Source organism: Micromonospora sp. RB23, from assembly GCF_053585025.1.
This window is the reverse complement of sequence record NZ_CM132111.1, coordinates 2,290,301-2,307,903: the sequence shown is the minus strand read 5'-3', so window position 1 is coordinate 2,307,903 and position 17,603 is coordinate 2,290,301. Positions and strand designations below refer to the sequence as shown.

General features: G+C 71.3%; 14 protein-coding genes. 4 read left to right on the top strand and 10 right to left on the bottom strand.

Annotated elements, in window-relative coordinates; all coding sequences use genetic code 11:
* Nucleotides 1-165: 165 nt before the first annotated feature.
* Both ACTFTM_RS10615 and ACTFTM_RS10610 read right to left on the bottom strand, forming a co-directional pair.
* The gene (locus ACTFTM_RS10615; RefSeq protein ID WP_421475515.1) at nucleotides 166-396 is read right to left on the bottom strand and encodes a DUF2188 domain-containing protein; all 231 of its coding nucleotides are present in this window, start codon (nucleotides 394-396) and stop codon (nucleotides 166-168) included.
* 73 nt (nucleotides 397-469) lie between these two features.
* A complete protein-coding gene (locus ACTFTM_RS10610) occupies nucleotides 470-1,129 on the bottom strand; it encodes a M23 family metallopeptidase (RefSeq protein ID WP_449565625.1) in 660 nt (219 codons plus the stop codon).
* Between the two features lie 79 nt (nucleotides 1,130-1,208).
* Between ACTFTM_RS10610 and ACTFTM_RS10605 the strand changes: the two genes are divergently transcribed.
* The 3 genes from ACTFTM_RS10605 to ACTFTM_RS10595 are packed head-to-tail and all read left to right on the top strand — an operon-like array spanning nucleotide 1,209 to nucleotide 4,939.
* Nucleotides 1,209-3,623, top strand: coding sequence for a PEP/pyruvate-binding domain-containing protein (locus ACTFTM_RS10605; protein WP_449565624.1), 2,415 nt, complete (start codon nucleotides 1,209-1,211; stop codon nucleotides 3,621-3,623).
* A gap of 28 nt (nucleotides 3,624-3,651) precedes the next feature.
* Nucleotides 3,652-4,344 (top strand): PH domain-containing protein, encoded by a 693-nt coding sequence (locus ACTFTM_RS10600; protein WP_449565623.1) that lies wholly within the window; start codon nucleotides 3,652-3,654, stop codon nucleotides 4,342-4,344.
* Between the two features lie 13 nt (nucleotides 4,345-4,357).
* Nucleotides 4,358-4,939, top strand: coding sequence for a TetR/AcrR family transcriptional regulator (locus tag ACTFTM_RS10595; protein ID WP_449565622.1), 582 nt, complete (start codon nucleotides 4,358-4,360; stop codon nucleotides 4,937-4,939).
* A 34-nt stretch (nucleotides 4,940-4,973) separates the two neighbouring features.
* On the opposite strand, the gene ACTFTM_RS10590 is transcribed toward ACTFTM_RS10595, so the two are convergent.
* The 6 genes from ACTFTM_RS10590 to ACTFTM_RS10565 form a co-directional block, all read right to left on the bottom strand.
* Nucleotides 4,974-6,335, bottom strand: coding sequence for an N-acetylmuramoyl-L-alanine amidase (locus ACTFTM_RS10590; RefSeq protein ID WP_449565621.1), 1,362 nt, complete (start codon nucleotides 6,333-6,335; stop codon nucleotides 4,974-4,976).
* A gap of 65 nt (nucleotides 6,336-6,400) precedes the next feature.
* Nucleotides 6,401-7,564: a peptidoglycan DD-metalloendopeptidase family protein gene (locus ACTFTM_RS10585; protein ID WP_449565620.1), complete on the bottom strand. Its 1,164-nt coding sequence runs from the start codon at nucleotides 7,562-7,564 to the stop codon at nucleotides 6,401-6,403.
* Nucleotides 7,565-7,882: 318 nt separating this feature from the next.
* The gene (locus ACTFTM_RS10580) at nucleotides 7,883-9,199 is read right to left on the bottom strand and encodes a hypothetical protein (RefSeq protein WP_449565619.1); all 1,317 of its coding nucleotides are present in this window, start codon (nucleotides 9,197-9,199) and stop codon (nucleotides 7,883-7,885) included.
* 13 nt (nucleotides 9,200-9,212) lie between these two features.
* On the bottom strand, nucleotides 9,213-10,739 hold the full coding sequence (locus ACTFTM_RS10575; protein WP_449565618.1) for an alkaline phosphatase D family protein: 1,527 nt from the start codon (nucleotides 10,737-10,739) through the stop codon (nucleotides 9,213-9,215).
* A gap of 113 nt (nucleotides 10,740-10,852) precedes the next feature.
* Nucleotides 10,853-11,830, bottom strand: a complete 978-nt coding sequence (locus ACTFTM_RS10570; RefSeq protein WP_449566600.1) for a TolB family protein — start codon at nucleotides 11,828-11,830, stop codon at nucleotides 10,853-10,855.
* Nucleotides 11,831-11,835: 5 nt separating this feature from the next.
* On the bottom strand, nucleotides 11,836-13,110 hold the full coding sequence (locus ACTFTM_RS10565; protein ID WP_449565617.1) for an MFS transporter: 1,275 nt from the start codon (nucleotides 13,108-13,110) through the stop codon (nucleotides 11,836-11,838).
* A 223-nt stretch (nucleotides 13,111-13,333) separates the two neighbouring features.
* On the opposite strand from ACTFTM_RS10565, the gene ACTFTM_RS10560 reads away from it, so the two are divergent.
* A complete protein-coding gene (locus ACTFTM_RS10560) occupies nucleotides 13,334-14,710 on the top strand; it encodes a CBM96 family carbohydrate-binding protein (RefSeq protein ID WP_449565616.1) in 1,377 nt (458 codons plus the stop codon).
* Between the two features lie 66 nt (nucleotides 14,711-14,776).
* Here the strand turns inward: ACTFTM_RS10560 and mmsB are convergent, their stop codons facing one another.
* A complete protein-coding gene (gene mmsB / locus ACTFTM_RS10555) occupies nucleotides 14,777-16,027 on the bottom strand; it encodes a multiple monosaccharide ABC transporter permease (RefSeq protein ID WP_449565615.1) in 1,251 nt (416 codons plus the stop codon).
* Nucleotides 16,024-17,562, bottom strand: a complete 1,539-nt coding sequence (mmsA, locus tag ACTFTM_RS10550) for a multiple monosaccharide ABC transporter ATP-binding protein (protein ID WP_449565614.1) — start codon at nucleotides 17,560-17,562, stop codon at nucleotides 16,024-16,026. The genes mmsB and mmsA overlap by 4 nt, the downstream gene beginning before the upstream one ends.
* Nucleotides 17,563-17,603 lie beyond the last annotated feature (41 nt).

Genomic DNA, 17,603 nt, shown 5'->3' with positions numbered 1-17,603 from the left:
CTCCGAAACGCCATTGCTCACCCCCGCCGCCACTCCAGTCCCAAAAGGGACTTTACTTCCCAAATCTCCCATTCGCTCCGGCTACTCGGAATCGGCGGAACCCGCACGAGACGGGCCGGCTCTCTCGGTCACACCGAGAGAGCCGGCCCGAACACAGGTAGGTGATCAGCCCGCGATGTCGCGCGGGTCGCGGCTGCGCGGGTACGTGTTCTTCTCGCCGATCGTGCCGTCCTGCTTCTTGATCACGTGCTCGACGCCCCGGTCGGCCGCCATCTCGCGGCCCTGCGCCTGCGCGTCGGCCTTCGTGTCATGCGTGCTGCTGGCCCGGTCGTTGCCCTCCGGGCGGTTCTTCCACTGCCCGTTCTCCTGGTAGGTGTCGACATCGCCCTTGGTCATCGCCAGCTCCTCCCCTGCGTCTGCGCGGTCACCCTCTTCAGTGCCCAGAGCGGGGGCGGGCAAACCGCCGTCCTCAGGAGACGGTCGGGCAGTTGTTGCTCACCCGGCGCAGGATCTGTTCGCGCTCGTCGGTCGTGATGCCCGACGGCGCGCCGTCGAAGTGGGTCTCCACCTTGTCCCGCCCCCGGCGCTGCTCGTAGTGCAGGTGCGGCGCGCCCGAGTTGCCGGTGCTGCCGAGCCGACCGATCTGCTCACCCTGGGCGACCTTCTGACCGACCGTGACCAGCGGCGGTTCGAGCAGGTGCAGGTACTGCGTCTCCCACCTGCCGCCGTGGTCGATCTTCACCCAGTAGCCACCACCGCGCCCGCGCGGACCCTCCGGGTTCTCCGGGGTCCGCCCACCGAGCGACCCGTTGATGCCGGCCACCGTGACCGTGCCGGCGAAGGAGGCGAGGACGGGACGCCCCCACGCCTCGCCCTCGATGGGGAAGAAGTCGACGTCGTAGTCGTCGTGGCCGGGGTAGGTGCTGAGTTGCCACGTCTCCCCGCAGGTGACGGGCATCTGGAAGAGCGGGCGTGGACCCGCCGGTCGCAGCATCGGGACGACGACCACGGTGACGCCGATGACGGCCGCCGCCGCGACGAGCGCGAGCAGGAGAACGATGGTTCGCCGGCGGGGGCGGCGATGGGTGCGGACTCTGGTGGGGCGGCCGGTCGTCACCGGTCCGAGCATGGCAGACGTCGGCAATCCCCACCACTTTCACATTGCAGTTGCATCGTAAAGGCGCTACGGTCGACGCGATGCACTCGTATTGCAACTGGGGGTCGCCGTGTACGTGCTCGCGTTGTCCGAGGTGACCGCCGACATGGGCGACCTGGTCGGCGGGAAGGCAGCCGGGCTGGGCGCGCTGATCCGGCACGGCGAACGCGTACCCGAGGGCTTCTGCGTCACCACCCAGGCCCACCGGAGCGGCGTCGTGCCGGCGGTGGAGATCATCGCGGCGTACGAGCGGCTCGGTGCCGGTCCGGTGGCCGTACGCTCCAGCGCCACCGCCGAGGACCTGCCGCACGCCAGCTTCGCCGGGCAGCAGGACACCGTCCTGGGCGTCACCGGCACGGCGGAACTGATCGCCGCGGTCGAGAAGTGCTGGAACTCCCTGCACAGTCACCGCGCGACCGTCTACCGCGACGCCCACGGGATCGACCAGCACGAGGTGGCGATGGCCGTCGTCGTGCAACGCATGGTCACGCCTGCGGTGGCGGGGGTGCTCTACACCGCGAACCCGCTGACCGGTCGGCGGAACGAGATGGTGGTCGACGCCGCGCCGGGACTCGGCACCGCCGTCGTCGACGGCGCGACGGCCGTGGACCACTACGTCCTCGACGGCGTCGCGCGGGACGACACCGGTTGCCTGACGTCCGCCCACCTCGACCGGCTGCGGTCCGCCGGCGAACGGCTGGCCGGGCACTTCGGCTGTCCCCAGGACGTCGAGTGGGCGATCGACGCGGACGACGTGCTGTGGCTGCTGCAGTCGCGGCCGATCACCAGCCTGTTCCCGCTGCCGCCGGCCACCGGCAAACCGCTTCCCCGCGTGTTCCTGGAGTTCGGGCACGTCCAGGGCATGCTGCGGCCGGTCACCCCGATGGGCATGGCGACCCTACGGGCGCAGATCACCGGGATGCTCGCGGCGCTCGGCGTCCGGGTGGAGATCGTCGACATCGGCGGTCGCCTCTACGGCGACCTGACCGACCTGGCCCGCAGCAGGTCGTCCCGCAGGCGACTGGTCAAGCTGATGGCCGTCGACTTCGGCCCCCGGGCGCAGGCGGTCATGCGGCACGTCCTGGCCGATCCACGATTCGCCCCGACCAGCGGCGGGCGCGGCGCGGCGCAGCAGGCGGCGTCCCTGCGGACGGCCGGCCGGGCGGTGCTGGGAATCGTGCGCGCCCTGGCCCGACCGGAGGCGGCACGCGTCCGCATGTTCGCGGCGATCGAGCAGCTCCGCGTCCGTTCGTCCGCCCCCGACGACCTGCGGACCGCGGCCGAGCGGCTCCGCTACGTCGAGGCGCGCGACGACGCCGACCACAGCGACGCCATCATGTGGCCGATCGTCGCCGGCATGCTCGCCGCCGCGCTGCCGTCCGCCCTGCTCAAGGGCATCGCCGGTGCGGACGAGATCCACACCGTGCTCGGCGGGATGCCGCACAACGTCACCATCGAGATGGACCTGGCGCTGTGGCGGCTCGCCCAGGGCGTGGGTGAACACCGGCGACTGCTGCTCGACACACCACCGGACGAGCTGGCCGCTCGTCACCTGCGCGGCGAACTGCCCGACATCGGCATGACGGACTTCCTGGACGCGTACGGGCACCGGGGGGTGGCCGAGGTCGACCTCGGGGTGCCGCGCTGGGCCGAGGACCCCACACCGGTCTTCGCCGCGCTCGCCAACTACCTCCGGGTCACCGACCCGGAGCAGGGCCCCGACCAGCGCTTCCGCCGTGCCGCCGCGGCGGCGGAGACGGCGCTGGAGGACCTCACCGCACGGGCCCGTCGGCGGCGGCCGGTGCGCGGCCGGATCGCCGGGTTCCTGCTGGGCCGCGCCCGCTCACTGGCCGGTCTGCGCGAGGCCGGCAAGTTCGCCGGGCTGTACCCGCTGCGGGAGACCCGCCGACAGTTGCTGCTGATCGGCGCCGACCTGACCGACGCCGGGCTGCTGGACCAGCGCGACGACATCATGTTCCTGACCTTCGACGAGGTGCGTGTCGCCGTACACCAGGGAGTCGACAAGCGCGACGTCGTCGCGTCCCGGCGGACCGTGCACCGCCGCGAGCTGCGCCGCCGGTCGGTGCCGGTGGCGCTGCTGTCCGACGGCACCGACGTCGAGACCGTCCTGCCCCGGGCTCGCGGCGGCGACGGGACGCTCGGCGGAGTGGGGGCGTCCGCGGGTCGGGTCACCGGCCCGGCCCGCGTCGTGCACGACCCGGCCACCGCCCACGTCGAGCCCGGCGACGTCCTGGTCGCCGCGACCACGGACCCCGGTTGGACCCCGCTGTTCCTCACCGCCGCCGCCCTGGTCACCGAGACCGGCGCGATCATGGCGCACGGCCCCACGGTGGCGCGGGAGTACGGCATCCCCGCCGTCATCTGCGTGCCGGACGCCACCCGGACCATCACCACCGGCCAGCTCGTCACCGTCGACGGCGGCGCGGGCACCGTGACCCTCCACTGACCAGCACCTTCTGACAGCGAGGACGACGATGACCGACACGAGGACGCCCGCCAGGGCGACCGTGGGGCCGCTGCTGCGCCGGGCGGTCGTGACCGAGGCCGCGATGTGGCGCAGCCTCTACCTGTGGGCTCGTCGCCGTCCCCTGCCGCTCGGACCGGGCGACGAACCGTTCGGCTACCTCGGCGTGGTCAAGCCGATCCTCGGAATCTTCATCGCCCTGTCGGCCGTCGAGATCCCGATCTTCGATCTGATCGTCACCCACGTGGTCCCCTGGCGGCCGGCCCGCTGGATCGTGCTCGGCCTCGGCATCTGGGGTCTGCTCTGGATGGTCGGCCTGTGGGCGAACATGACCATCCACCCGCACATCGTCGCCGACACCGGGCTGCGGGTACGCCACAGCTCCGGCATCGACATCTGGATCCCGTGGGCCGACATCGCCGCGCTGCGCAAGCGGCACCGCTCCCTGCCGTCCAGCAGGTCCGTGCAGTTCGAACAGGAGGGTGACCGTCAGATCCTGCACATCTCGGTCGGCAGCCAGACGAGCATCGACGTCGTGCTGCGCCGGCCGACGGCGTTCGACCTGCCCCGAGGCCGTTCCGCGCCGATGGACGAGCTGCGACTGTACGCCGACGACCCGGACGGTCTGCTGCGCAGCGCTCGGGGCACGCCCGCGCCGGAGGCTGACCGCCGCGCGACGGCGGCTCCCGGCCACCCACTGTGAAACGATCGAGGCCATGCCCAAGAAGGTCGACCACCAGCAGCGACGCACCCTCATCGCGGACGCGTTGATGCGGGTAGCGGCGGATCAGGGCCTGGAAGCCGTCAGCCTCCGCCACGTCGCCACCGAGGCGGGCGTGTCCGCCGGAATGGTCCAGCACTACTTCCGCACCAAGGACGAGATGATGGCGTTCGCGTTGAGCGTGGTCCGCGAACGCAGCCAGATCCGGGTCACCGAGGCGGTGGCGCGACTCGGCGAGACCCCCTCCCCCCGTTTGCTGCTGCGGACGATGATCGCCGCGCTCCTGCCGCTCGACGAACACACCCGCGACGACGGTCGGGTGGCGCTCGCGTTCCTCGCGTACACGGCGGTGCGCCCGTCGGCCGCGACCGGCCTGCGCGAGGGCACCGCGCAGCTCACCGCGTTCGTCACCAGCGTCCTGCCCGTCGGCCGTGGCGAGGCCGACGCGCGGGGTCTGCTGGCGCTCATGGAGGGGTTGGGCGTCCACCTGCTCGGCGGGCAGTACACCGCCGAGCAGGCACTCGCCGCCCTGGACGCCCACCTCGACCTGCTCTTCGCACCACCGGCGACCACCTGAGCGACGGACGTGGTCGGGGCTTCGGCCCGCGCCCTCAACAACGGGGTACGTTCGGGATGTACCCGTCGTAGCCGGTGAGAAGGTACGCGTCCGAGACGTAGCGGTTGGTGCCGATCCGGTCCCAGACGGAGGTGGTGCCGTACGGTCCGGTGACCGTGCTGCCGACGGCCTGGCAGTAGACGGACACGCTGGCACCGTCGGCGACCGAGCCGACGACTGGATAGCTGGCACCCGGGCCGGAGCGTACGTTCAGGGTGCTCGCGCTGGTGGTCACCGTGCCCGAGCCGATGCCGGTGATCCCGTTCACCAGTTGCAGGTAGTAGGTCCAGTTCCAGTTCGGGCCGGGGTCGGTGTGGGTTGCGCCGGGCACCTCGTGGTGGCCGATGATGTGCGCCCGGTCCCTCGGTATGCCGTATTTCGTGGCGAGGCTGCGGGTCAGCGTCGCCGAGGAGCGGTACATCGCGTCGGTGAACCAGGCCGGGTTGTCGACGTACCCCTCGTGCTCGATGCCGATCGACTGGGTGTTGTAGGTCCAGTTGCCGGCGTGCCAGGCGATGTCCTTCTCCCGCACCGACTGGGTGACCGCCCCGTCGGAGGATCGGACGGTGTAGTGCGCGCTCGCCTGGGCGGCCGGGTTCTGGAACCAGCTGACGGTCCCGGCGTAGGAGCCCTGCGCGAAGTGGATGACGACGCGGTCGACGGGGTGGCTGCCCGGCCGACTGGCCACGGTGTAGTTGCTCGTGCTGGCCGGCGCCCACGCGGCCGGCCCGTAGTCGGTGCTGAGGGTGCCGACCCCGCCGAGCACGGCGGCCCGCTCCAGGGCCCCCCGGCGCGGCGCGACCGGCCGGCCGGCGACCCCCTCGCCCCGGGTCGGCACGATCCCGACACGCAGCAGGTCGTAGACGGTGTCCGCGTAGAGCCGCGCGACCGACGGTTCGCTGGCGCCGCCGTACCGGGCGACCGGCCCGTACCACCTGTTCACGTCGTCGCGGGCCACGGCGGTGAGGCCGACCTGATCGGCGTACGAGCGCAGCACGGCGGCCGCCCCGAGGACGTTCGCCGCGGGTTCGGTACGGAGCACGTCCGGACTGAGTCGGGTGAGGGCGGCCGCCTCGTCCAGGGTGCGGTCGGCGGCCAGGTGCATGAGCCCGTACCCGCCTGCCGCGCTCGCCGCGCCGCCGTGCGGGTCCAGCCGCGACTCTGCGTACCCGAGGGCGACCAGCAGGTCGCGGGGAACGTCGTACCGCTCGGCGGCGCTGTCGAACGCGGCGGCGAATGGGGCGACCGACGCCGTGTCGGGGTCGGCGACGGCCGGTGACGCGACCGCGACAACACTGGTCAGGGCGGTCGCCAGGGTGATCAGGCGCCGGCCTCGGTGGGAGGTGCGAACAGACATGGGCACTCCTTGCGGTGACGGAGGTTGGCGACGCGCGGGCCGCCAACCTCCGGAGGTCGGAACCGTCAGCACCAGCCGTTGATCGGGCCGTTCACACCTGTCGACAGGTAGGCGTCGGACACCCAACTGCCGTCGCTCAACCGGTTCCAGAGCGCCGTGGTGCCGTACCGCCCGGTGTGGGAGGTGCCGTTCGCGGAGCAGGAGATGGTGACGGTCGCGCCGTCCGCCACCGAGCCGAGCGAGGCGTAGCCGGTCCCCGGACCGGCGCGGCGGGTGAGCACGCCACCGCCGTTCGCGTCGACCACGCCCTGGTTGAAGCCGAGCGCGCCGTAGTTGTAGAGGCCGCCGCCGACACCGGCGTAGGCGGAGCCGTGCCGCGCTCCGCCCTGGTAAGCGGCGCCGCTGCTGGCCAGCACCCACTTGCCGATGTCGTGCCCGGCGATCGGCACGTACGCGCTGTTCTGCCGCAGCCCGAAGTGGACGTGCCGGCCGTAGGCCGCGCCGCCGCAGGTGACGTCGGTGCCGGTGTTGCCCAACACGGCCCCCTGGCCGACGCCGGCGCCGTTGACGGAGATGCTGTTCCACAGGTGGTAGTAGTCGGTCGAATAGCCCCGGTCGTGGATGACCCGGATCCACCCCTGACACATCGTGTACGCCGTGCCGGCCCGGGCGGCGCGGACGACCTGGTCGCCGCCGGCCAGGTCGACCGAGCTGTACGGCGATTCGGTGCCACCCCAGCCGTGCGGGCCGCTGGTGAGCGTCCACGTCTGGCCCACACCGAACGGCAGGGCCATCCCGGTCCGGTAGTCGCCGCCCGCGTACATCGGGGCCGGCGCGGTGGTGAGCACGTCTCTCTCCTGGCTGCTCACCAGGGGCGATTCGGCGGCCAGTTCGCCGAACGCGGCCTCGCCGTCGAAGGCGACCCGCCAGCCGGTGGCCTCCGACCGGGCGATGAAGATCGAGCCGGTCGGGTGGGCGTCCTCCTGGCGGGGTGCGAGGGCCACGGCGGTGCCGAACGCCCACCGGCCGCTGGTGCGGCTGATGGTGACGCGGGTTTCCGGTTTCGCGACCCTGGACGCCTCGGCCGCGCCGAGCAGCTTGGCGGTCACCACAGCGCTGAGCGCGGGGGCGACGGCCGTGGCGGCGGCACTGGGCGATGCCCCGATCAGGCTGGTGACCAGCAGCAGGGTTGCGGCTGCGCCGCCGACCAGTCGTCGACCGTGTCTCATCGTGGCCTCACTTCCGATGGGGTATCCAGGCCGCAGCGACGGAGCGCCCGCGGCGCTGACGAGGGGAGGTACTGGCGGGGCTGAGCAGGGACCCTGGCGCAATCACAAAGATGTGCGTCTATGTTGAAGCCGATTGTTGTGTAGTAAAGCGTCGAAGTCAACGCAGCCATCGAAGGTTTCCTACAGGTTTCGCGCACGACCCGCGTGATCGGCTCGGTTTTACGGAAAGTCGCGGTGTCCCCGGTAGCGGGACACCGCGACTGCGCCGAACCCGAGTCGATCACGCGAATCGTGACCGCGTCAGGCGCACCGCCTGAATCAGTGGGTCGTGAAGCCCGCCCGCGCCTTGCGCTGACGCAACTCCTCGGCGGTCATCAGCCAGGTGGAGTTCGTCGCCCCGAGCCCGAGGACCACCTGGTCGAAGCCGTTGCCGTCGTTGTCGTCGGTGTAGCAGAGACTCACCTCGCCCCACGGGGACGCGGCGACGGCCAGGTGTTCCTGCCGGCCCGTCGTCGTCTGGCTCAACGCCTGGGCGGCCAGCCGACCCGCGGTGCCGCCGTCCGGGTTGAAGCCGCGCGCCCAGACGTCCGGGTTCGCGCCGGACACCGTCCAGCCCACCACGACGTTGTCCTCGTCGTCGATGCCGACGCCCGGAGCGACCGCCCCGCTCCCGGTGGACGCCTGGACCTCCTCGTGGCGGGCGGCGCCGGCCGCGGTGAACGAACGGACCCAGACGCCAGGCGTACCGGTGTGGTCCGACTCCCAGCCCACGGCGAAGTCACCCGAGTAGGTCGCCGCGACCGACGCCCGCCGCTGCTGTCCGCCGCTCTGCGCGTTGGCCGTACGCCGGGACAGCACCGCTGCTCCGTTCGACCGGGCCAGACGGGTCAGCCCGATGTTGTACGAGCCGTTCGCGTCGGCGTCCTCGTCCCACACCACCAGCGCCTCGCCGGAGGCGGACACCGCCACGTCGGGGCGGTGGTGGGTACCGGTCGTCTGCGAGGCCGTCACCTCGTACCCCTTGGTGGTGGGCGCGGTGAAGCCGGCGGCCTTCACGGTGGCCGGCGCGGTCCCCTGCACGTCCTCCCAGACGACGGTGAAGCCGACGGCGGCGCTGGTGGGCGCGCCGTCCGGGTCGACGCCCACCTTCGGCCAGATCTGCTGGCCGGCGTCGCTGGCGTTGGCCTGCCCGGAGCCGAGGATCGCGCCGGACGGGGACACCACCCGGTACTGGATGTTGTAGACGCCGTTGCCGTCACCGTCGGCGGCCCAGACGACGACGGCGTTGCCCCGGTCGTCGAGCCCGACGTCGGGGCTGATGTGCCGCCAGGCGGCCCCGCTGGTGCCGCCGCCCGAGAGCTTCAGCTCGTAGCCGGGCGTGCCGTCGCGGAACAGGCGCAGGTAGATCTCGCTGTGGGTGTCGTCCTCGGGCGCGGTGCTGTCCCGGTCGTCCTCCCAGGCCACCGCGACCTGCCCGTTGCGGTTCATCGCGATGGCGGGCAGGTCCTGGTCACCGGTGGCCACGCTGTTGGCGGTGGTCCAGGTGATCGCGTCGGCGGTCATGGCCGTCGGAGCGGGCGCCAACGCGGTCGGCGCCAGCAGGGTCACGGCGAGCAGTGTGGTGAGTGCGGTCATCGGTGTGCTCCTTCTACCCGGCCTGGAGGCCGGGCTGGCCGTCGAGGATGACGAACGAGCGCACCGTCGACGCAGCCGCGCCGTGCTCGGTCACCGTGTTCACCGCGCGGAAGTCCGCGCGGACCTGGCTGCGGCTGATCGTCGTACGGACGTAGCCGCGCCGATCGGAGTAGAACTTCAGGTGCGGGTTGGCGGCCGCGTTCGGGATGGTCGTGCTGCCGGTGCCGTTGCCGGTCGAGGTGATCGAGGTGCAGACCAGCTCGGTGCCGATGGTGGCCGACGACGGGTTGGCGTAGTCGGCCTTCAGCTCGTTGGCCCAGGACTTGTGCACGTCGCCGGTGAGGACGAGCGGGTTGCGAACGGCGCGCTGCTGCCAGCCGGTCTGGATGCGGCTGCGCGACGCCCGGTAGCCGTCCCAGGCGTCCATGTTCGCCGCCCCGGTCGCGTCGAGCTGACGGGCGAAGAACACCTGCTGGCCGAGGATGTCCCAGGTGCCGTAGTGCTGGGCCAGCCCGTCGAGCAGCCACGCCTCCTGGGCCGCGCCGGTCAGTGACCGGGAGGCCAGGTCGGCGTCCGCGCAGACCTTCCAGCCGTCACCGCACGCCTGGTCGTCGCGGAACTGCCGGGTGTCGAGCATGTGGAAGGTGGCGAGCTGACCCCACCGTACGCGGCGGTAGAGTCCGATGCTGTTGCCGCTCGGCGCGGAGGCCGGCCGCAGCGGCATGTTCTCGTAGTAGGCCCGGTACGCGGCGGTACGCCGGGCGGTCCACTGGGCGGCGGTCAGCGTGGGGCTGCTGTCGGCGCGGACCATGTTCGCGTAGTTGTTCTCCACCTCGTGGTCGTCGGGGACCACCAGCCAGGGCGCCGCCGCGTGGGCCGCCTGCAGGTCCGGGTCGGACTTGTAGAGGGCGTACCGGCGGCGGTAGTCGGCCAGCGACACGATCTCCGCGCCCACGTGCTGGCGCACCGCCGAGGTGTTGACGCCGCCCTCGTAGATGTAGTCGCCGAGGTGCAGGATCAGCCCGGGGTTCTCCTCGGCCATCCGCCGGTACGCCGTGTAGTAGCCGGCCTCGTAGTGCGCGCAGGAGGCGAAGGCCATGACCAGGTCGCGGCCGAACGTGCCCGGGGCCGGCGCGGTCCGCGTACGCCCCACCGGGGAGATCTGCCCCTGCGCCCGGAAGCGGTAGTAGTAGTCCGAGTCGGCCGCCAGGCCACCCGCGACGACGTGCACCGAGTGGGCGTCGGCGTACCGGGCGGCCACCGAGCCGGAGGCGACGAGCGACGAGAAGCGGTCGGTCGTGGACACCTGCCACTCGACCGTCACGTCGGCGTCGGCCATGCCGCCCTGCCCGTCGGCGTTGAGCGGTGACGGTGCCAGCCGGGTCCACAGGACCACGCTGTCGGGAGCCGGATCACCCGACGCCACACCGAGTTTGAAGGGGTACGGCGCCGCGGCGCGGGCACTCTGCCAGGGGGTTGCCGCGGCGCCGGCGGCGGCCAGTCCACTGAGGACGAAAATGCGACGACTGAGCCTTGTCATGGCCCATACCTTCGGGGCCGTCGATGAACGGCGGAGGCTGCGGCGCGGAAGCCGACATGACGGGACGTTGACCGCGTCAAGGCTGTCAGGTGTCGCACCGGACGGCCGGGTCGTCAGGTCAGCGGCGACGGCGACTCGGCGCCGGGGATCAACAGTTTCGGCGCACCGGAGCCGTCGGCGGGAACGCTGACGACGTCCGGGCGACCGTCGCTCTGGCGCAGCGTGTAGGCCAGCGTCGCGTCGTCGAGCCAGGCCGCCTGGTCGTCCACGCTGGCGGTCTCCGCCGTCGCGGTGATCCGCCCCGAGGCCAGGTCGAGGACCGACAGCCGCCAGCCCTTCGTCGGGTCGGCGTCGACCGCCTGCTTGAAGGCGATCCGGGTCCCGTCCGGCGACAGCGACGGGCACTCGACGTTCTCCCGCAGCGTCTCGACGGTCCGGGCGGCCACGTCGCCGCGTACCAGGTAGCGCTTGCCGCCGGTCGACATCGTCGCGTAGAACCGGTTGTCGTCGGCGGTGAAGGTGACCCCCCAGTAGTTCACGTCCGGGCTGCGGTGCGCGCGGCCGTCAAGCGTGACGGCGAACCCCTCCAGCGACGTGACGGTGGCCCCGGTGACGGTGTCGAGGATGCCGGTGCGGGTGGAGAAGCCGCTCGCCGTGTAGGAGTCACCGCCGACGAACGTCGTCCAGGAGACCATCCGGCCCGACGCCGAGACCCGGGCCCGGTTGGGCAGGCCCGGCACGCTCAGCGTTCGCTTCTGGCGCAGGGCCGCGTCGAGCACCACCACCTGGTACGACCAGGCGGTCTCCGGCTTCAGGCAGACGCCGGTGCCGGCCGCCGCGTACACCCGCAGGCATTCCAGACCCGAGACGGTACGCGGCCCGTCGGGGTCGGCGGTGGCGACGCTGGAGACGTACCGGTCGGTGATGGCCAGCAGGCGCGGACCCGCCGTCAGCGTGACCGCCTGGTCCCCGGCGGCGGCCAGCGGCGGGGTCCGGGGCGGCTCGGCGGCGATGGCCGCGTAGCCCACCGCCCCGCTGGCCAACAGCACCGCCGCGGCGGCCACCACACCGAGCTTCGCCCGGGTCGACATCGCGGTCACGAGGACACCCTCCGAGGGATCAGACGGGACGGGGAAGCCAGCAGGAGCACGGTGACCACCAGGACACCGGCGACGGCCACGGCGGCGGCCCGGACCGCCGCCTGCGGGCCCCACGCCTGCCAGGCGAGACCGAACAGGACCGAGGAAACGAGGTACGCCAGTGCCTGCCCGGTCTGCACCAGCGCGATCCCGGTGGTGCGCAGCCGCGGTGGCAGCACCGGTCCGGCGAGCGCGATGAGCACGCCGTCGGTGGCCGCGTAGAACCCGCCGTAGAGCGTCAGCGTGAGCGCGAGCGCCGGCCAGCCGTGCAACGGTCCGGACAGCAGCAGATAGGTCAGGCCGAGCGCGACGTAGCCACCCACCACCACGGGCAGCCTTCCGATCCGGTCGGCGAGCACACCGAGCGGGGCGGCGAGCAGCAGGTACGCGAGGCTGGTGCCCACCGCCAGCAGAGGAAACCACCGCAGGCCCAGGTCCTCGCGACGTTGCAGCACCAGGTAGACGAAGCCGTCACCGATGGTGGCCAGGCCGAGCATCGTCGCGGCCAGCAGCAGCCGACGGGCCGGTCGGCTGCGCAGCAGGCCCCACGCCTCGCTGACGGAGACCCGGGGTTCGTCCGGCGCGTCGGCGGGCTCGTCGCTCGGTCGCTCCCGGACGAACAGCACGAGCACGACGACCGCCAGGGCGGCGATGCAGAAGCTGGTGACGAAGACCGCGTCGTACGACTGCCCGACGGCGAGCAGGACGGCGAACGCGGCGAGCGGCCCGAGGAACGCGCCGAAGCTGTCCATGGCCCGGTGCACCCCGAACGCCCGACCCAGCGCCTCGGGTGGGGTGGAAAGGGTGATCAACGCGTCCCGGGGTGCGCTGCGGACGCCCTTGCCGAGCCGGTCGACGGCGATGACCGCGCCGATGGCGGGGACCGACCGGCCGGCGAGCAACAGACCGAGCTTGGCGACCGCCGACAGCGCGTAACCGACACCGGCGACGAGTTTGCGCCGCCGGAACCGGTCGGCGACGAAGCCGCCGACGACCCGCAGCAGCGCGGTCGCGCCGGTGTGGACGCCGTCGAGCACACCGAAGGCCACCGGGCTGAGTTGCAGGCCCAGCACCAGGTAGAGCGGCAGGACGGCGGCCACCATCTCGGCCGAGACGTCGGTGATCAGGCTGACCGTGCCGAGCGCGACCACGTTGCCGCTGACCAGGGCGAGCCGGCGGCGGTGGGGCCCGGGTGGGTCGGTGACCGGGCGGGAGACGGTCGACAGGTACACGCGCATCTCCTGGTCATCGGTGGGCGACGGTCAGCCATCGTGACGATCCGGCCCGGCGGACCACAAGGCGCTGCGGGCGGCCAAGGGGCATGCGGCCGGTGAACATCGCGCGAACATCGAGATGTTTCACTGTCTGAGCGTACTGTTCATCTGACGGCAGCGCGCCGGTTCATCGGCCTTCCTACGTTCCTTGCGCTCTCCACCCGCAACGAAGGGGTCCTGGATGGACATTCGAATCGCCCGCCCACCGCTGACGGTCGGGACGGTGGCGGTGCTCGTCGCCGCCACCGCCGCCGTCGTCCTGACCGGCTCGGGCACGGCCTCCGCGGCGAGCGTGACGTTCACGCCGGTCGCCGACACCTACGTCCAGAACGACACGGCGTCCACCAACTACGGCACGTCCACGCAGATCGTGGTCGACAACTCCCCCACGCGGCGCATGTTCCTGCGCTTCACGGTGAGCGGTGTCAGCGGCACGGTGACCAGCGCCAAGCTGCGGCTGCGCACGATCAGCGGCAACAACGGCAGCGACGCCGGTGGCACGTTCCGGGCGATGTCCAGCACGACCTGGTCGGAGACCGGCACCACCTGGAACAACCAGCCGGCCATCGACGGAGCCACCCTCTCCTCGCTCGGCGCGGTCGCCGGCAACACCTGGTACGAGATCGACGTGACCTCCGCGGTCACCGGCAACGGCACGTACAGCTTCGGCGCCACCTCGGCCAGCGGCGACGGCGCCTACTACGACACCCGGGAGAGCGGAGGCGACGCCCCACAGCTGGTCGTCACGACCGGCACCACGACACCGCCGTCCGGTGACCCGGTGCTCGTCGGCGCCGGCGACATCGCCACCTCCGGCTCCGGCGACTCCGCCACCGCGACGCTGCTCGACGGCATCTCCGGCACGGTCTTCACGACCGGTGACAACGTCTACGACAGCGGCACGGCGTCGCAGTTCGCCAGCTACTACGAGCCGACGTGGGGGCGGCACAAGAGCCGCACCCGCCCGTCGCCGGGCAACCACGACTACAACACGTCGGGCGCCACCGGCTACTACAACTACTTCGGTACGAACGCCGGCCCGAGCGGCCGCGGCTACTACTCCTACGACCTCGGCAACTGGCACGTCGTGTCGCTGAACTCGAACGTCAGCATGTCGGCCGGCTCCGCCCAGGAGCAGTGGTTGCGCGCCGACCTCGCGGCCAGCACCAAGCCGTGCACGATCGCGTACTGGCACCACCCGTTGTTCACGTCCAGCTCCGACCACGCGCCGTCCACGTCGACCCGCCCGCTGTACCAGGCGCTCTACGACTACAACGCCGACGTCGTGGTGTGGGGCCACAACCACGTGTACGAGCGGTTCGGCCCGATGAACCCGTCCGGGAGCTACGACGCCAGCCGGGGAATGCGCAGCTTCGTCGCCGGCATGGGCGGCGCGGACCACTACGGCTTCGGCACCATCCAGCCGAACAGCGAGGCGCGCAACAGTTCGGCGTGGGGGGTCCTGAAGTTCACCCTGCACTCCGGCAGCTACGACTGGCAGTTCGTGCCGGTCGCCGGCCAGACCTACTCCGACAGCGGCACCGGTAACTGCCACTGATCCGCTGACGGCGTGTGCCCCTGCCCGTTGGTCGGGCAGGGGCACACGTACGTGCGGTCCGGGGCGTCAGCGGGTGCCGGCCGCCCGGCGCTTGTTGTAGACGTCGAACGCGACGGCGACGAGCAGGACGAGCCCCTTCACCACCGACTGCGTCGACTGGTCGACGCCCATCAGCTGCATACCGTTGCTCATCACCGCCATGATCAGACCACCGACCATCGCGCCGACCACGGTGCCCACGCCGCCGGTGACCGCCGCGCCGCCGATGAAGGCCGCGGCGATCGCGTCCAGCTCGAACATGTTGCCGGCCGCGGGCTGCGCGCCGTTGGACCGCGACGAGTAGATGACGCCCGCCACGGCCGCGAGGAAGCCCATGTTGACGAACATCCAGAAGTTGACGGTGCGCACCTTCACGCCCGACAGCGCCGCCGCCGAGAGGTTGCCGCCGATCGCGTAGACCTGGCGGCCGAAGACCGTCCGCCGGGTGAGCAGACCGTAGACCAGCACCAGCGCGGCCAGGATGATCAGCACGATCGGCAGGCCCCGGGCGTGGGCCAGCTGCCAGGCGAAGTACATGATGACCGCGCCCACCACGACGACCCGGGCCACGAACAGCGGGAAGGACTCGACCGGCTGCTGGTAGCGGATACGCGCCAGGCGGGTGCGGAAACCGCTCACCGCGTACCCGGCCACGGCGATCGCGCCGATCAGCAACGTGAAGGCGTCGAAGCCGTTACCGCCGAGCAGGCCGTTGAGGAAGCCCGCCGCGACCTTCTGGTACTCGGCCGGGAACGGCGACAGCGAGATGTTGTCGAGCACCCGCAGGGTGAGACCCCGGAACAGCAGCATGCCGGCCAGGGTCACGATGAACGCCGGGATGCCGGCGTACGCCACCCAGAAGCCGTGCCACGCACCGACCGCGATGCCGACGGCCAGCGCGGCGAGGACGCCCAGCCACCACGGGTGGCCCTGCTGGATCACCAGGACGGCGGACACCGCGCCGGTCAGCGCGACCACCGACCCCACCGACAGGTCGATGTGCCCGCCGATGATCAGGATGACCATGCCGATCGCGAGGACCAGGATGTACGAGTACTGCAGGACGATGTTGGTGATGTTGCCGGGGCTCAGTGACACCCCGTCGGTCAGGACCGCGAAGAGCGCCACGATGACGACCAGGGCGACGTAGATCCCGCTCTGCCGGAGGTTGTTCAGCACCAGGGCCCGCAGGTCGCTCGTCCCCGTGTGCAGAGCGACGGCCGGCGCGGTGTCCGACGGTGTCGGGTGCTCCGTCGAAGGGGTTTTGATGCTGGTCATCCGACGAACTCCTTGTCCTTTGTCATCAGCTCCATGAGGCTCTCCTGGGTCGCCTCGCTCACCGGCTTCTCACCGGTGATCCGGCCCGCGGCGAGGGTGTAGATGCGGTCACACATTCCGAGCAGCTCCGGCAGCTCGCTGGAGATAACGATCACCGCCTTACCGGCCGCCACCAGCCGGTTGATGATCGTGTAGATCTCGAACTTGGCCCCGACGTCGATCCCGCGCGTCGGCTCGTCCAGGATCAGCACGTCCGGGTCGGTGAAGAGCCACTTCGACAGCACGACCTTCTGCTGGTTGCCGCCGGAGAGCTTGCCGACCACCGCCATCACGCTGGTCGTCTTGATGTTCATGTCGCGCCGGCTCGACTCGGCGACCTTGATCTCCTCGTTGCCGTTCACCCAGCCGTACTTGGCCAGCCGGTCCAGGGCGGCGGCGGAGACGTTGCGCCGGACGTCGTCGATGAGGTTGAGGCCGTACCGCTTGCGGTCCTCGGTGACGTACGCGATGCCGTTGTCGATGGCCTCCGCGACGGAACGGGCGTTGACCTCCCGACCGTGCATGAAGAGTTTGCCCTTGATGTCGCGGCCGTAGGAGCGACCGAACACGCTCATTGCCAGCTCGGTCCGACCGGCGCCCATCAACCCCGCGATGCCGACCACCTCACCGGCGCGCACCGTCAGGTTGACGTCCTCGACGACCATCCGCTCCTGGGTGGGGTGCCGCACCGACCAGTCCTCGATCCGCAGCACCTCCTCGCCGGGCGACGATTCGCGGTCGGGGTAGAAGCTCTCGATGTCGCGGCCGACCATGCCCCGGATGATGCGCTGCTGGTTGACGTCGTCGGCGCGCATGTCCAGGGTCTCCACCGTACGACCGTCCCGGATGACGGTGGTCGAGTCGGCGATCGCGGTGATCTCGTTGAGCTTGTGCGAGATCATGATGCAGGTGATGCCCCGCTCCTTGAGCTGCCGGAGCAGGCCGAGCAGGTGCGCCGAGTCGACGTCGTTGAGAGCGGCGGTCGGCTCGTCCAGGATGAGCAGGCGCACCTTCTTGGACAGCGCCTTGGCGATCTCCACGAGTTGCTGCTTGCCGACGCCGAGCTGGATGACCGGGGTCACCGGGTTCTCGTGCAGGCCGACGGACGCCAGCAGCTCCGCCGCCTCGGCGTTGGCCCGGTTCCAGTCGATCAGGCCGGTACGGCCCCGCCGCTCGTTGCCCAGGAAGAGGTTCTCGGCGATGGACAGGTAGGGCACCAGGGCGAGTTCCTGGTGGATGATGACGATGCCATTGGCCTCGCTGTCCCGGATGCCCCGGAACTGCATCGGCTTGCCGTCGAAGAGGATCTCGCCGTCGTACGAGCCGCTCGGGTGGACGCCGGAGAGCACCTTCATCAGGGTGGACTTGCCGGCGCCGTTCTCGCCACAGATGGCGTGGATCTCTCCCCGGCGCACCGCGAGGTTGACGTCCTCCAGCGCGGTCACTCCGGGGAAGGTCTTCGTGATACGACGCATCTCGAGGATGGTGTCGTCCATGGTCACTGTCCTCTGTCGGTCTGGACGTTGCTCGATCACGG

What these genes read in the sequence shown, in the direction of transcription:
- ACTFTM_RS10615 (WP_421475515.1), bottom strand. Translation starts at nt 396, where the DNA reads ATGACCAAGGGCGATGTCGACACCTACCAGGAGAACGGGCAGTGGAAG.
- ACTFTM_RS10610 (WP_449565625.1), bottom strand. Translation starts at nt 1,129, where the DNA reads ATGCTCGGACCGGTGACGACCGGCCGCCCCACCAGAGTCCGCACCCAT.
- ACTFTM_RS10600 (WP_449565623.1), top strand. Translation starts at nt 3,652, where the DNA reads ATGACCGACACGAGGACGCCCGCCAGGGCGACCGTGGGGCCGCTGCTG.
- ACTFTM_RS10595 (WP_449565622.1), top strand. Translation starts at nt 4,358, where the DNA reads ATGCCCAAGAAGGTCGACCACCAGCAGCGACGCACCCTCATCGCGGAC.
- ACTFTM_RS10590 (WP_449565621.1), bottom strand. Translation starts at nt 6,335, where the DNA reads ATGTCTGTTCGCACCTCCCACCGAGGCCGGCGCCTGATCACCCTGGCG.
- ACTFTM_RS10585 (WP_449565620.1), bottom strand. Translation starts at nt 7,564, where the DNA reads ATGAGACACGGTCGACGACTGGTCGGCGGCGCAGCCGCAACCCTGCTG.
- ACTFTM_RS10580 (WP_449565619.1), bottom strand. Translation starts at nt 9,199, where the DNA reads ATGACCGCACTCACCACACTGCTCGCCGTGACCCTGCTGGCGCCGACC.
- ACTFTM_RS10575 (WP_449565618.1), bottom strand. Translation starts at nt 10,739, where the DNA reads ATGACAAGGCTCAGTCGTCGCATTTTCGTCCTCAGTGGACTGGCCGCC.
- ACTFTM_RS10570 (WP_449566600.1), bottom strand. Translation starts at nt 11,830, where the DNA reads ATGTCGACCCGGGCGAAGCTCGGTGTGGTGGCCGCCGCGGCGGTGCTG.
- ACTFTM_RS10560 (WP_449565616.1), top strand. Translation starts at nt 13,334, where the DNA reads ATGGACATTCGAATCGCCCGCCCACCGCTGACGGTCGGGACGGTGGCG.
- mmsB (WP_449565615.1), bottom strand. Translation starts at nt 16,027, where the DNA reads ATGACCAGCATCAAAACCCCTTCGACGGAGCACCCGACACCGTCGGAC.
- mmsA (WP_449565614.1), bottom strand. Translation starts at nt 17,562, where the DNA reads ATGGACGACACCATCCTCGAGATGCGTCGTATCACGAAGACCTTCCCC.